The following is a 13,054-nucleotide window of genomic DNA, read 5'->3' on the forward strand; positions in this document are numbered from 1 at the left end:
AATGTTCGATTTGCTGATGAGCGCCGACATGATGATGCCGGACCCGGATGGCATGACGGAACTGCTGGTGGCCAAGCTTGGCATCCACAGCCACCCGCGCTGGCGCCAGGCGTTCGATGACCATCCCTACATCGCGCACTTCCTGCGCGTGCACAAGTCGCTGGCCATCTCGCCGACCCGCATCGAGCCGCAATGGCACCTCGACAGGCCGAACCAAGGCGACCCGATGTTCCACACCTTCCTGGATAGCCTGAAGGCGTACCAGGGCGAGCACCGCCCGATGCTGACGCACTCCATCGTGCTGACCCTGCCCAGCGAGCGCCTGGCCGTGCTGGTGGACAAGCTGATGCGCCGCAAGTTGCGCTTCCGGCTGGCGCAGCGCACGCCGGACATGCCGTTCGACAGGCTGTGGCTTGGCGTCACGCCGGAGGATCCTCACTATGAGCCGTCCGTGGACGGTGGCCTGTGCATCGAGGTGATGGCAAACGAGCCGCTGCAACTGCCGCCCGAGACGTTTACCGTACCCGCGCCGCAAGTGGTCAACCCGGAGCCGGGCCAGATGATCCGCGTGTCCGCGCGCGGCTACCTGGTGCGGGACCTGGACGAAACCCTGCGCCTCGTCTCCGCCAATCTCGACTGGGAGCCCAGCGGCCCGGTGCAGGAACTGACCAAGGAAGGCTACCGCAAGGCGACCATGAAATGCGCGCTGGCCAATAGCGCCACGCTGGACGTGATCGAGGCCACGCGCTGGAACAGCGATGCCGGCCTTTACCTGAATTCCTGGGGCCCCGGCCCGTACTACATTCGCATCGCGGTGAACGGGCTGGCGGCCAAGGCGGAAGACCTGCGCGCGCGCGGCACCCGCTTCACCTGGATCGAGGAATGCGAAGCCGTGGGCGGCAAGTCGCTGATCCGGGTCGATCCGGCGGACGTGCGCGGCCAGTTGTTTGAATTCCACGAGTTGTGAGCATCATGAAAGCCATCAGCGAAAGCGAGGCCAAGGCGGCATCGGGTGCCGCACTGCCAGGGGCCGCCACGGAGCCGGCGGTACGGCTGGAACGCGAAGGCAGGATCGGCTGGATCGTGCTGAACCGGCCGGGGCAGATCAATGCCATCAACGACGAGATCCGGCGCGGTGTGCCGCTGGCCCTGGCCGAGTTGGATGCCGACCCCGGTATCGGCGTGATCGTGATCCGCGGCGAGGGCGATCGGGGCTTCTGCGCCGGTGCCGACATCAAGGAGCGGCGCGGCGACGAGACCTCGCTGCAGGTGCGGCGGCGGATGGAACGGGCGCGCTGGATCGAGGCGCTGGACAGCACCGAGAAGCCGGTGATCGCCGCCATCCATGGCTATTGCATGGGCGGCGGCATGGAGCTGGCGCTGGCGTGCGATATCCGCTTTGCCTCGCCGGATGCCACCTTCGCGCTACCGGAGACCGGACTTGGCCTGATTCCCGGCGGAGGTGGCACGCAACGCCTGCCCCGCCTGGTTGGGCACGGCACAGCGATGGACCTGCTGCTGACGGGCGAGCGCATGACCGCCGTGCAGGCACGGGACATCGGCTTGCTGACGCGCATCGCCAGCGCAAACGATCAACTGTTGGTGGAAGTGCGCGCCCTGGCAACGCGCATCGCCGCCCGGCCTCCTATGGCCACCGCATTCGCTAAGCAAGCCACGCGTGCGGCGAGCCGCGTGGACCTGAAGAGCGGCCTCGACCTGGAGCTGGAATTGTTCTCGCTGCTGGCGCCGATGCAGGACGTCAGAGAAGCAGCGCAAGCCTTCAGCGAGAAGCGCCCGCCGCAGTTCTCGGGCCATTAAAAAACAAGGAGCAGGAAATGGCACAGGAAAAACTGGCCGGCAAGGTAGCGATTGTGACCGGCGCGGGCAACGGCCTCGGCGCTGATTGCGCCAAGGTCCTGGCCGGGCACGGCGCCAAGGTGGCGGTCGTGGATATCAACTTCGGCGCGGCCCAGGAAGTGGCGGCCAAGATCGAGGCGCAGGGTGGGCAGGCGATGGCCGTCAAGGCCGATGTGAGTGTCGAGGACGAGATCAAGGCGATGGTCGCCGCGGTCGACGGGCGCTGGGGCCGTATCGACGTGCTTCACAACAACGCCGCGGCGCTGGACTTGAAGACACGCTACGCGGACCGCGACGTCTGCAACGTGGAGGTAGAGGCCTGGGACCGCTCGATGAACGTCAATGCGCGCGGCGCCATGCTGTGCTGCAAGCACGTGATCCCGGTGATGCTGCGCGGCGGCAACGGGTCGATCATCCACAGCTCATCGGGATTCGGGGTGATGGGCGATGCCACGCTGACGTCCTATGCTTGCTCCAAGGCAGCGCTGCTTGCGCTGAGCCGCATGGTGGCGGCTCAGTACGGCAAGCAGGGCATCCGCTCGAATGCCATTGTCATCGGCTTCGTGCTTAACGAGCATGCACAGAAGGAAGTGGCGGACGAGATCAAGCAGATCCTGCTGGACCAGCATTTGACGCCGGCGCTGGGCAGCCCGCGCCAGATCGCCGATGTGGTGGCTTTCCTTGCCAGCGAGGAATCCTCCTTCGTCACCGGCCACGCCATGATGGTGGACGGCGGCTTTACCAGCCACGCACCGTCGCTGGTGCCGATCCGGCAATTCTTCGAGCGCAAGGGCGATAACAAATGGTGAACACGCAATGACTCTTTCCATTCATTCCGCCATTGTGGGCGACTACATCAAGATGCTGCGCAATATGCGGGCGTGGCTGGACAAGGCGCAGGCGCATGCCGATGCCAGGAAGTTCGACAGCGCTGGCTACTTGTCGATGAAGCTGGCGCCGGACATGCTGCCGCTCTCCGGGCAGGTGTTGATCGCGGGAGAGATTGCCAAGGTGGGCGTGGAGCGCTTTGCCGGACTAACAGCGCCCAAGGTCGAGCACGAGGATGCGAGCGTGCAGGATTTGCGCCAGCGCGTGCAGGGCGTCATTGACCATCTCGCGGCCTGTACGCCGGCGCAGATCGACGGCAGCGCGGTGACGGAGCTGGTGGTGCCGCAGCGCGGCAAGGCCCCGCTCGTGTTTGACCGGCAGGGCTTTGCGCACTGGTCGCAGGCGAACTTCTTCTTTCACGTGACGATGACCTATGCGTTGCTGCGGCACGCGGGCGTGGAGTTGGGGAAGGCGGATTTCCTCGGCTTGGGGTGAATGCGGTAGCCGTGCGCTGCGTACAAAGGGCGGCTCCGAAAGGGTCGCCCTTTGTTGTTGGACCGTTTTCCAAAGTAAAACACCCCGACGGCGTGGAGCGCGGGGTGCTGGAAATACAGTCTCACAGCGCGCGGAACTGGCGCGGCGCTCAGGCGACTTCCCGCGTGGAGGCCTCGTAGGCCTTCAGGTCAAAGCCTGGCTCGGCCGCCTGTTGCGATGTGAGTGGCGCCGCGCGTGCCAGTACCTTCCGCGCTGCCATGTGATCGGCGGGACGATTACACGACTCGACGGCAACGAGGCGTCCCTGCCGGAAGCACAGCACGTTTAGTTGCCGGGTCTCGGCATTGCCCACCAGCACGGTTTCGTCATGCCCATCCGACAAGCCGGCAATCTGCAATTTGAGATCCACCTGGTCCGTCCAGAACCAGGGCAGCGCGATGTAGGGCAGGGGCTTTCCCATCAGCCGCGCGGCGACGTTGCGGGCCTGGTCGACCGCGTTCTGCACGGACTCCAGCCGGATCGGCGCGCCGCAGTGCGGGCTGGGGAAGCTCACCGCATCGCCGATGGCCGAGATCGCGGGGTCGGCGGTCAGCAGCTGCGCATTGACACGGATGCCGTTGTCCACCACAAGCCCTGCGTCGGCCGCCAGCTCCGCGTTCGGTATCACGCCAATGCCGTAGACCACGAGATCGGCGGGCAGCCGGCGGCCGTCGCCGGTTTCCACCGCGGTGACCTTGCCGTCGGTGCCGACGATATTCGCCACCGTCTGCCCGAAATCCAGCGTGACCCCCAGCTCGCGTGCGCGGCGCTGAACAGTTCGGACATGGGCGCGGACAGTGCCCGCGCCATGGGGCGCGTGCCGAGTTCCACGACATGCGCCGCCACCCCTTTTGCTGCCACCACCGCGGCGAACTCGAGGCCGATAAAGCCGGCGCCGATCACCACCACGTGGCGGGCCGCGGCGACGCGCGGCGCTAGCGCATCGGCATCGGCCAGCGTGCGGATGCCGAAAACCCCGTCGAGATCGGCTCCAGGGATGACGGGCACACGGTTGCGCGCGCCCGTGGCCAGCACCAGGTGGTCGTAGAGCATGCGCTCGCCGCTGGCCAGTTCCACGCAGCGCGCGCCACGGTCGATCATGGTCACGCTGCCTTGCACGCGCTCCACGCTTTGCTGGTCGAACCACTCCGGCGGGCGGAAGCGCAGGGCCGCGGAGCCGACCTTGCCGAGCAGGTAAGCCTTGGACAGCGGCGGGCGTTGGTAGGGCACGCCGGCCTCATCGCCGATCAGGGCGATATGGCCAGCAAAGCCTTCCTGGCGCAGCGAAGCCGCTACCTGATAGCCGGCCTGGCCGGCGCCGACGATAACCACGTTGTTCAGTGACATGACAATTACGAAAGTTCGCTCGCAAGGTTGCGGGTGGTAAAGCTCGGATAGCGGCCAAGCGGCAACAGCAGCATGGGCCCGATCAGGAACGCCGTACCGCAGATGGCGAGCATGGTCGTGTAGGAACCGGTGGCGGTATAGATCAGTCCGAACAGCCACGGCGCCAGCGCCGCGGCAATGGTGATCAGCGCGACATGCACGCCGAACAAGCGGCCATAGTCGCGCATGCCGAAATATCGGGCCATCAGGTAGGCGGCAATATCGAACTCCGCGCCCGCGCCAATGCCGATGAGCAGCGTTGCCAGCGCCAGGGTGCCGGGCTGGTTCGCGCCGGTCGCGGAGAGCAGCAGGCAGCCTAGCGCCGGCATGATGAGAGCGACCGCCGCCACGCCGGGTGCCCACAAGCGGTCGATCAGGTAGCCGACCAGCACACGGCCGCCGATGAGCGACAGCCCGAAGCTGCCGAATACCTGGCTGGCCTCGGCCGCGCTCAGCCCCTTGTCGCGCAGCAGCGGCACCGTGTTGCTCACCATCGTGACCATGGCTGCCACTACCATCGCCAGCGCGATATTGATGGTCCAGAAGCGCGCCGAGCGCATGGCGTCGCGATAGGCCATGCCAGATGCCGGCGTCTGCGCAACAACGGTCTCCTTGGATGCCGCTTGCCGGTCTTGCGGCGTTTCCAGCCAGCGCAGCGCCAGCGGCACCACCAACACCAGCGGCAGAAGCGCCAGCAGCAGGAAGACCGCCTGCCAGCCCCAGCGCGCCACGCTCCAGGTCACGGCGGAAGGGATCAGCGACGCGGACAGGCCGGTGCCCGACAGCATCAGCGCGAGTGCCAGGCCGCGATTGCGATCGAACCAGAGGTTCACCAGGTGTGTCCAGGTGATATGCATGGTGCCCATGCCCGCAATCGGCAGCAGCGCGCACATCAGGTAGAGCCACCAGATGGAGCGGCCCATCAGCAGCATCAGCGCGAAGGTGACGGAGAGGGCGATCAGCGACAGCACCGTCACGCGCCGCATGCCCCAGCGCTGGTTGAACCAGCCTACCAACTGGGCGCCAACGACCGCGCCGCCGAACAGGAAGCTGATGGCCGGCTGCAACTCTCCGCGACTCCAGCCAAATGCGTTCTGCAATGGAATTACCAGCGCGCCGAAGGCATAGAGCAGCGAGGCGTTAGCGGCCACTGCCAGGCCAAGCATGGCGAGCAGCACCACGCGCCAGCCGCGGCGGAATTCAGTCAGGTCGATCGCAACGGATCGGGTATTGCCAGAGTTGGACATCAACTGTCTCCTAGGTGAATGCGTACTGCCAGTGCCGCACCTTTCTTTGCCTTGGGTGATACAGCCGGGCAATTTCTGGAATTCTGTATTTAGATTAATATTCTACATATGGATTCTAAGCCCGAGCTAGGTAGATGCCCTGAGGCACCCGCCTTGCTACTCCCTGACCAGCAACACGCTGCCGCCCAGCGGTCCGCCGCCTGCCGCCGCTATGGCTACCTGGTGCGGGGCAACCTGGCGTTCGCCGCCGCGTCCCCACAGCTGGGCGCAGGCCTCGTGGACGTAGCCCAGGCCGTGCGTGCGGCCGCTGGACAGTTGTCCGCCGTTGGTGTTGACCGGCAGTTGCCCGTCGCGCGCAATGCGTGTGCCGCCTTCGATGAAAGCGCCGCTCTCGCCGCGCGGACAAAGGCCCAGTCCCTCCAGCCAGAGCATGGTCAGGATCGAAAAACCGTCGTACAACTGGGCACTGCCCACGTCCTTCGGCTTCAGGTCGGTGCGCGACCACAGCATGCGGCCCACGTCGAAGCAGGCCATCTCGGTCAGCGATATCTGGTCCCAGGACCAGGGCTGGTGCAACGCCGAGCCGATCGCTTCCAGCCGAATCGGCGCGTTGGGGCCATCGCGTGCAGCGTCGGCACGCGACAAGATGATCGCGGTCGATGCATCGCAGTGCACATCGCAATCGAACATGCGCAGCGGGGTCGAGATCATGCGCGACGCAAGATAGTCGTCCATCGTCATGGGCGTGCGGAATACGGCCTTGGGGTTGCGCATCGCGTTGGCGCGGCAGGTCAGCGCGATCTGCGCCATCTGCTCGCTGGTGGTGCCGTACTCAAAGAAATGACGCTGCGCGTAGAGCGCCATCAGGTTGATCCCCGACATCACATTGAACGGCGTATACCACTGCCAGAAATAGCTGTTATCGCGGCCGACCGTCTTGTTGGTCAGCGCGCTGGCCGTTTTGTCCTTCTGCCGCGCGCTGGCTTCGGCGATGGTGCGAAACACCAGCACATGCCTGCACAGGCCGGTGGCGATGGCCATGGCGCCGTTGATCAGCCCCGTCAGCGGACCGGGCCCTTCATAGCCGGCGCCATACCAGTTCACCTTGAGGCCCAGTGCGCTCATCAGTGCGTTGGGACCCACCGGGGAAAAGGGGTTGCCGTTGTCGTTGTCGCCGGGCCAGCAGGCGATGCCGTCGATGTCGCTGCGTTGCAGCCCGGCGTCGGCAATGGCCTCCAGCGCGGCGTCGATGGACAGGCGCATGGCCGAGCGGTTCGACGGGCGTCCCACCTCGGACTGGCCGATGCCTGTGATGGCGACATGCTTCTCGAACAAGTCGGTCTTCATGCCTGGGCCTCCGCTTCATCGAGCACGAACAGCGGCAGCCAGACGTCCTCCACCTGCTCAAAGTGCACGCGCACCGGCATGCCGATGCGGATGTCCGCCGGCGCGGTGCCTACGATGTTGCTCAAGAAGCGCAGCCCCGGCTGCTCCGCGAGTTCGATGATCGCGACCACGTACGGTACGGCCGTCTCGGGCGTCCAAGCCTGGTGGTTGACCGTGTAGCTGACCACCTCGCCACGGCCCGATACAGCGCGCGGGCCGACGTCGGGCGTCAGGCACTGCGGACAGACCGGTGCGGGCGGGTGGAAGAGGTGCTGGCATTTGGCGCAGCAGCAGATGTTCAGCATCCCATTGGCGCCGCCTTGCCAGAACGGCGCGGTGACAGGGGTGAGGAGGGGGAGTTTTCTCGGCATGGTCTGTCGGTGGTCGTCGTTTGTCTCTCGAATTTCTTCTCGTTGGGTGGTTGACCGCATCCCGTCATCGATCATAATATATGAACAGAAAATAAAAAAATGTATTAATTTGGAAGCGGCCCTGTGCGGACCCGGCGGCAGCTTCCAGGAGACAAGCGAGACCCCATGCCCTCACACCAGCTGCTTCACCGCCATCGTTACCGGCGGCCTTGGCGCGCTTGGGCGCAGCGTTGGCGCCGTCCTGGCCTCGCGCGGCGCGCAGGTCGCGCTGGTCGACCGCCTTGCACGGACCGAGGTGGCCGGCGTCGCCATGGTGGCTGGCGGCGTCGACCTGGGCGACTTGACCGGCACCGCGAACGCGTTTGCCGACGTGGCGCGGCATTTCGGCGGCATCGATGCCATCGTCAATATCGCGGGCGGCTTTCGATGGGAAACCCTGGAAGCCGGCAGCCCTGACACGTGGGACACGCTCTACGCCATGAACCTGCGCAGTGCGGTGGTCGCCTGCCGGGAAGCGCTGCCGCACCTGTTGCGCCAGCCGGGCGGCCGCATCGTGAATGTCGGCGCGCTGGCGGCGGGCAAGGCCGCCCTTGGCATGGGCGCCTATGCGGCGTCCAAGGCTGGGGTGGCGCGCCTGACCGAATCCCTGGCCGAGGAGCTGAAGGACCGCGGCATCAATGTCAATGCGGTGCTACCTAGCATCATCGACACGCCGGCCAATCGCGCAGACATGCCGGATGCGGACGCATCGCGCTGGGTGTCCACGGAGGCGCTCGGCGCGGTCATCGCCTTTCTGTTGTCGGACGATGCGAGCGCCATCACCGGCGCCTGCCTGCCCGTGGCCGGGAGAGTGTGATGGTGACGAGCCCCAATCCTGCCGTGGCCGAAGCGCCGATGCGCTGGCGCGACGATTACCTGCTCGGCTATGCCGCGATGGATGCCACGCACCAGGAGTTCGTCGAATGCGTGGCCGCGCTGCAAACCGCAGCCGACGCCGAACTGCCGGCAAGACTGGCCGAATTCGCACAGCATGCCGAAGCGCATTTCGGGCAGGAGGAGCAGTGGATGCGCACCACGGGCTTTCCCGCGGCGCAATGCCATGCCGACGAACACGCTGCGGTGCTGGGATCGGTGCGCGAGGTGCAGGCGCTGCTGCAGCAGGGCGCCGCGCAGCAGGTCGTGCGCGACCTCACGCAGGCACTGGCCGACTGGTTCCCGGGGCACGCCGACTACATGGATGCGGCGCTGTCCCACTGGATGAGCAAGCGTGCCCATGGCGGCGCGCCGGTGGTGTTGAAGCGCCGCCTGGCGCAACCGTCTTCCGAACCTTCCCACGAAACGAGATCAAGCTGATGAGACTCATCACGTATCAGGCCACCGATGGCTTCCAGCGTGCCGGCGCACTGTTCGATGGCGACCAGGCGGTACTGGACCTGCGCCATGCCAGCCAGATCGTGCGCGGGGAGATGGCGCCGGCATGGCCAGCGTGCAGACGCTGATCGAAGGCGGCGACGCCGCACTTGCCGAGGCGCGCGCACTGCTGGCCCGCGCGCCGGGCGAAGCGGTACGAGAGCGCGCCACGGTCAAACTGCTGGCGCCGGTGCAACCGCCCACCCAGATGCGTGACTGTTCCTGTTTCGAGTTGCACCTGAAGCAGTGCTTCGCCGCGGCGCGGCGCGCGCGTGCCTTGCGCACGCCGGATCCCGAGGCCACGCTGAAGGCCATGAACACGCGTGCCGACGACCGCGTGATCGACACCTTCAACCGCCAGCCCATCTACTACAAGTGCAACCGGTTCGCGGTGATCGGCCCGGACGACGACGTGATCTGGCCGGACTACAGCGAGCTGCTGGATTTCGAGCTGGAGTTCGGCTGCTATATCGGCGGCCGCGCCAAGAACGTGCCGCGCGAGAAGGCCCGCGAGCATATCTTCGGCTACACGATCTTCAATGACATCAGCGCGCGCGATGCCCAGGGCCTGGAGATGGGCGGCATGCTCGGCCCGGCCAAGGGCAAGGACTTCGACACGGCCAACGTGATGGGGCCGTGCCTGGTCACGGCGGACGAGCTGGAGGATCCGTACAACCTGACAATGATCGCGCGCGTTAATGGGGAGGAGTGGGGGCGGGGCAATACGCGCGACATGCGCTGGCACTTCGAGGATGTCATCGCGCATATCTCGCGCTCGGAGACGCTGCACCCCGGCGAGTTCCTGGGCTCGGGCACCGTGGGCAACGGCTGCGGCATGGAGCAACTGCGCTACCTGAAGCCGGACGATGTGGTGGAACTCGAGGTCGAGGGCATCGGCATCCTGCGCAGCCGCATCGTGCGTCCGGCCAGCGGCGCGGAGGAATAGACCGTGCTTAAGGCCGTGCTCAACGTTGCGCCGCGCGGGGCAATTTCCGCTGTCATCGCCGCGCTCGGCGCGGCCCTCGCCACCGGCACAACGGCCGCCGCGTATCCGGCCAGGCTGATTACGTTCGTGGTGCCCTTCACCGCGGGCGCCGGTCCGGATGTGTTCGTGCGGGCCATCGCACAGGAGGTGGCAAGGGCCACCGGCGTGCCGGCCATCGTGGAAAACCGGCCCGGCGCCGGCTCGGCGCTGGCCGCCCAGACCGTGGCCAAGGCCAGGCCGGACGGCTACACCGTGCTGGTCACGGGGAACGTGGCGTTCACGGGCAACCTCTACACGCTCAAGAAACTGGCGTATGACCCGGTGGCGGGTTTCACGCCGGTGACGACTTTGGCCAAAGGGCCGATGTATCTCTACACGAACCCGCAGAAGCTGCCGGTGGCGAATATCGCCGAGCTGCTGCAACTGATACGCAAGAACCCGGGCAAGTACTCGTTCGGCTACACCAGCATCACCAGCCGCTTGCCGGCGGAGGTGTTGCAGCAGTCGGTGGGGCTCAGGATCCTCGGCGTGCCGTACCGCAGCGGCGCGGCCGCCGTGCCGGATCTGGTCGGTGGCCAGATCGACATGATGTTCACGGACTTCGCTCCCTGGCCGCACGTGGCGTCGGGCAAGCTGCGGGCGATGGCCGTCACCGACCCGAAGCGTAGCCCTTACGCACCGAAGCTGCCCACCTTCGAAGAGTCCGGCGTCAAGGGCATGAACATTGGCTTCTGGCTCGCCGCCTACCTGCCCGCGGGTGCTTCCCCGCAGGTGGTGACGCAGCTCCAGGGGCTGCTGGCCAAGGCGGTCAGGACATCCGAGGTCAAGAGCGTCTACCAGGCCACCGGCACGTTCGAGTTTGTCGTCCCAGGCACGGAAATGGCGAAGTTCCAGGCGAATGAAAGCGCGGCCTGGGGGCGGATCATCCGCGCCGCCGGCATCCAGCCGGAGTAGGGCGGCCCATGCGCAGGCACGAACGCACGAATCGAAAGCGACAGGAACGGAGACACAGGCAATGAACGAACTGGATTTCTCGAACAAGACAGTGCTGGTGGTGGGCGGCTCCAGCGGCATCGGCAATGGCATTGCCCATGCCTTTCGCGAACGCGGCGCCGCCGTGCACGTGTGGGGCACCCGTGCATCGGCCCTCGATTACACGGACTCTCCGGACTCCCGCCTGGACGGATTGGGTTACACCCAGGTCGACGTGTCGGACGCGGCCAATATCGAGCGATGCGCGCTGCCATTCGACCGGCTCGACGTGCTGGTGCAAGCGCAGGGTACCGTGCTTTACGACCGCCAGGAGTTCAAGACGCCGGGCTTCAGGAAGGTGCTCGACATCAACCTGACCAGCCTGATGGCCTGCGCCGACAAATGCTACGGGCCGTTGAGGAGGCGCGTGGCGCCATGATCGTGGTCAGCTCCGCCGCGGCGTTTCACTCCACCCGTGGCAATCCGGCCTACAACGCCTCCAAGACCGGCGCCTTTGGCCTGACCCGCACGCTCGGCGAGGCCTGGGCGCGCGAAGGCATCCGCGTCAACGGCATCGCGCCGGGCCTGGTCGATACCAAGCTGACCCGCGTCACGATCGGCAATCCGAAACGGTTGGAGGGCGCGCTGCGCAACATCCCGCTGGGGCGCCTGGGTACGCCGCAAGACATGGCAGGCGCGGCGCTGTTCCTGGCGTCGCCGCTCTCGGCCTATGTGCTTGGCCAGACCCTGTTGGTGGACGGCGGCATGTTGCTGGCCTGATGCGCACTCGATAAAGGAAGCAGCATGTCTTGGGAATTTGAAACCGATGCCGGGTTCCAGGCCGAACTCGACTGGATCGAGGCCTTCGTCCGTGATGAGGTCGAACCGCTGGAGCACGTGCTGGGCAGCCCGTGGGATATCCACGACCCGAGGTTCCAGGCGCTGGTGCGGCCCCTGCAGCAGCAGGTCAAGGCGCGCAAGCTGTGGGCCTGCCACCTCGGCCCTGAACTGGGCGGCGCCGGCTATGGCCAGGTCAAGCTGGCGCTGATGAATGAGATCCTGGGCCGCGCGCTGTTCGCGCCCATCGTCTTTGGCTGCCAGGCGCCCGACTCCGGCAATGCGGAAATCCTCGCGCACTACGGCACCGCCGAGCAAAAGCAACGCTTCCTGGCGCCGCTGCTCGCCGGCGAGATCGTGTCGTGCTTCGCCATGACGGAGCCGCAGGGCGGCGCCGATCCCAAGGTGTTCACCACCAGCGTCGTGCGCGACGGCGATGACTGGGTGATCAGCGGGCAGAAGTGGTTTGCCTCCAACGCGCGCTACGCGGACTTTTCATCGTGATGGCGATCACCGACCCGGAGGTTTCTGCCTACAAGGGCATGTCGATGTTCATCGTGCCGGCGGGTACGCCTGGGCTGAACATCATCCGCAACGTGGGTATGGCCGATGAGCCGGCGGCGACGCATGCCTATCTGGAGTTTGACAGCGTGCGCGTGCCGGCCAACCACATGCTGGGCGCGCCGGGCGAGGCCTTCGTGGTGGCGCAAGTGCGCCTGGGCGGCGGCCGTGTGCATCACGCGATGCGCACCATCGGCCTGGCGCAGAAGGCGCTCGATGCGCTGTGCCAGCGCGCGTTGTCGCGCCAGACGCAAGGCGGGCTGCTGGCGGACAAGCAGATGGTTCAGGAGAAGATCGCCGATTCCTGGCTGGAGCTGGAGCAGTTCCGCCTGCTGGTGATGCGCACCGCGTGGCGCATCGACAAGTACCAGGACTACCAGAAGGTGCGCAAGGACATCGCCGCGGTAAAGGCCGCGATGCCCAAGCTGCTGCACGATATTGCCGCGCGGGCGCTGCACGTGCACGGCTCCATCGGCACCTCGACAGAGATGCCTTTCGCCGGCATGATCTCGCGCGCGTTCCAGATGGGCCTTGCCGACGGCCCCACGGAAGTGCACAAGGTCACGGTGGCCAGGCAGTTGCTGCGCGAGTACCAGCCCTGCGAGGACCTGTTCCCGGCCTATCACCGCCCCACGGCGGCAGTGGCGGCGCAGAAGAAGTTTCGCGCACAGCTCAGCTGA

At 66.1% G+C, this 13,054-nt stretch carries 15 protein-coding genes and 2 pseudogenes; 12 read left to right on the plus strand and 5 right to left on the minus strand.

Going from position 1 to position 13,054, the window contains the following annotated elements; translation table 11 throughout:
* The first annotated feature begins 1 nt into the window (after position 1).
* The 4 genes from OMK73_RS07725 to OMK73_RS07740 are packed head-to-tail and all read left to right on the plus strand — an operon-like array spanning position 2 to position 3,180.
* Positions 2-967 carry a lactoylglutathione lyase gene (locus tag OMK73_RS07725; protein WP_267601508.1) on the plus strand — a complete coding sequence of 322 codons (966 nt, stop codon included), beginning with the start codon at positions 2-4 and terminating at the stop codon, positions 965-967.
* Positions 968-972: 5 nt separating this feature from the next.
* Entirely contained in the window at positions 973-1,818 is an 846-nt protein-coding gene (locus OMK73_RS07730; RefSeq protein WP_267601509.1) for an enoyl-CoA hydratase/isomerase family protein, read from the plus strand.
* A gap of 17 nt (positions 1,819-1,835) precedes the next feature.
* Entirely contained in the window at positions 1,836-2,666 is an 831-nt protein-coding gene (locus OMK73_RS07735; protein ID WP_267601510.1) for an SDR family NAD(P)-dependent oxidoreductase, read from the plus strand.
* 7 nt (positions 2,667-2,673) lie between these two features.
* On the plus strand, positions 2,674-3,180 hold the full coding sequence (locus OMK73_RS07740; RefSeq protein ID WP_267601511.1) for a DUF1993 domain-containing protein: 507 nt from the start codon (positions 2,674-2,676) through the stop codon (positions 3,178-3,180).
* Between the two features lie 148 nt (positions 3,181-3,328).
* Here the strand turns inward: OMK73_RS07740 and OMK73_RS38940 are convergent, their stop codons facing one another.
* From OMK73_RS38940 to OMK73_RS07765, 5 genes and pseudogenes are all read right to left on the minus strand, one after another.
* The gene (locus OMK73_RS38940) at positions 3,329-3,640 is read right to left on the minus strand and encodes an oxidoreductase C-terminal domain-containing protein (RefSeq protein ID WP_420715506.1); all 312 of its coding nucleotides are present in this window, start codon (positions 3,638-3,640) and stop codon (positions 3,329-3,331) included.
* Between the two features lie 81 nt (positions 3,641-3,721).
* Positions 3,722-4,566, minus strand: a pseudogene (locus tag OMK73_RS07750) (NAD(P)/FAD-dependent oxidoreductase); the annotation flags it as partial.
* Between the two features lie 5 nt (positions 4,567-4,571).
* On the minus strand, positions 4,572-5,852 hold the full coding sequence (locus tag OMK73_RS07755) for an MFS transporter (RefSeq protein ID WP_267601514.1): 1,281 nt from the start codon (positions 5,850-5,852) through the stop codon (positions 4,572-4,574).
* Between the two features lie 156 nt (positions 5,853-6,008).
* Complete coding sequence (locus OMK73_RS07760) at positions 6,009-7,199, minus strand: thiolase family protein (RefSeq protein ID WP_267601515.1); 1,191 nt, start codon at positions 7,197-7,199, stop codon at positions 6,009-6,011.
* Positions 7,196-7,609 carry a Zn-ribbon domain-containing OB-fold protein gene (locus OMK73_RS07765; protein ID WP_267601516.1) on the minus strand — a complete coding sequence of 138 codons (414 nt, stop codon included), beginning with the start codon at positions 7,607-7,609 and terminating at the stop codon, positions 7,196-7,198. The genes OMK73_RS07760 and OMK73_RS07765 overlap by 4 nt, the downstream gene beginning before the upstream one ends.
* 193 nt (positions 7,610-7,802) lie before the next feature.
* Between OMK73_RS07765 and OMK73_RS07770 the strand changes: the two genes are divergently transcribed.
* The 8 genes and pseudogenes from OMK73_RS07770 (at position 7,803) to OMK73_RS07805 (ending at position 13,054) form a co-directional block, all read left to right on the plus strand.
* On the plus strand, positions 7,803-8,465 hold the full coding sequence (locus tag OMK73_RS07770; RefSeq protein ID WP_267602059.1) for an SDR family NAD(P)-dependent oxidoreductase: 663 nt from the start codon (positions 7,803-7,805) through the stop codon (positions 8,463-8,465).
* Complete coding sequence (locus tag OMK73_RS07775; RefSeq protein ID WP_267601517.1) at positions 8,465-8,962, plus strand: bacteriohemerythrin; 498 nt, start codon at positions 8,465-8,467, stop codon at positions 8,960-8,962. The genes OMK73_RS07770 and OMK73_RS07775 overlap by 1 nt, the downstream gene beginning before the upstream one ends.
* Positions 8,962-9,108: a hypothetical protein gene (locus tag OMK73_RS07780; RefSeq protein ID WP_267601518.1), complete on the plus strand. Its 147-nt coding sequence runs from the start codon at positions 8,962-8,964 to the stop codon at positions 9,106-9,108. The genes OMK73_RS07775 and OMK73_RS07780 overlap by 1 nt, the downstream gene beginning before the upstream one ends.
* The gene (locus tag OMK73_RS07785) at positions 9,087-9,965 is read left to right on the plus strand and encodes a fumarylacetoacetate hydrolase family protein (RefSeq protein WP_267601519.1); all 879 of its coding nucleotides are present in this window, start codon (positions 9,087-9,089) and stop codon (positions 9,963-9,965) included. The genes OMK73_RS07780 and OMK73_RS07785 overlap by 22 nt, the downstream gene beginning before the upstream one ends.
* A gap of 3 nt (positions 9,966-9,968) precedes the next feature.
* Positions 9,969-10,958 carry a Bug family tripartite tricarboxylate transporter substrate binding protein gene (locus OMK73_RS07790; RefSeq protein WP_267601520.1) on the plus strand — a complete coding sequence of 330 codons (990 nt, stop codon included), beginning with the start codon at positions 9,969-9,971 and terminating at the stop codon, positions 10,956-10,958.
* Between the two features lie 61 nt (positions 10,959-11,019).
* A pseudogene (locus OMK73_RS07795) lies at positions 11,020-11,756 on the plus strand (SDR family NAD(P)-dependent oxidoreductase).
* A gap of 24 nt (positions 11,757-11,780) precedes the next feature.
* Entirely contained in the window at positions 11,781-12,317 is a 537-nt protein-coding gene (locus OMK73_RS07800; protein ID WP_267601521.1) for an acyl-CoA dehydrogenase family protein, read from the plus strand.
* A complete protein-coding gene (locus tag OMK73_RS07805) occupies positions 12,317-13,054 on the plus strand; it encodes an acyl-CoA dehydrogenase family protein (protein WP_267602060.1) in 738 nt (245 codons plus the stop codon). The genes OMK73_RS07800 and OMK73_RS07805 overlap by 1 nt, the downstream gene beginning before the upstream one ends.

Source organism: Cupriavidus sp. D39 (genome assembly GCF_026627925.1).
Taxonomy (GTDB): domain Bacteria; phylum Pseudomonadota; class Gammaproteobacteria; order Burkholderiales; family Burkholderiaceae; genus Cupriavidus; species Cupriavidus ulmosensis.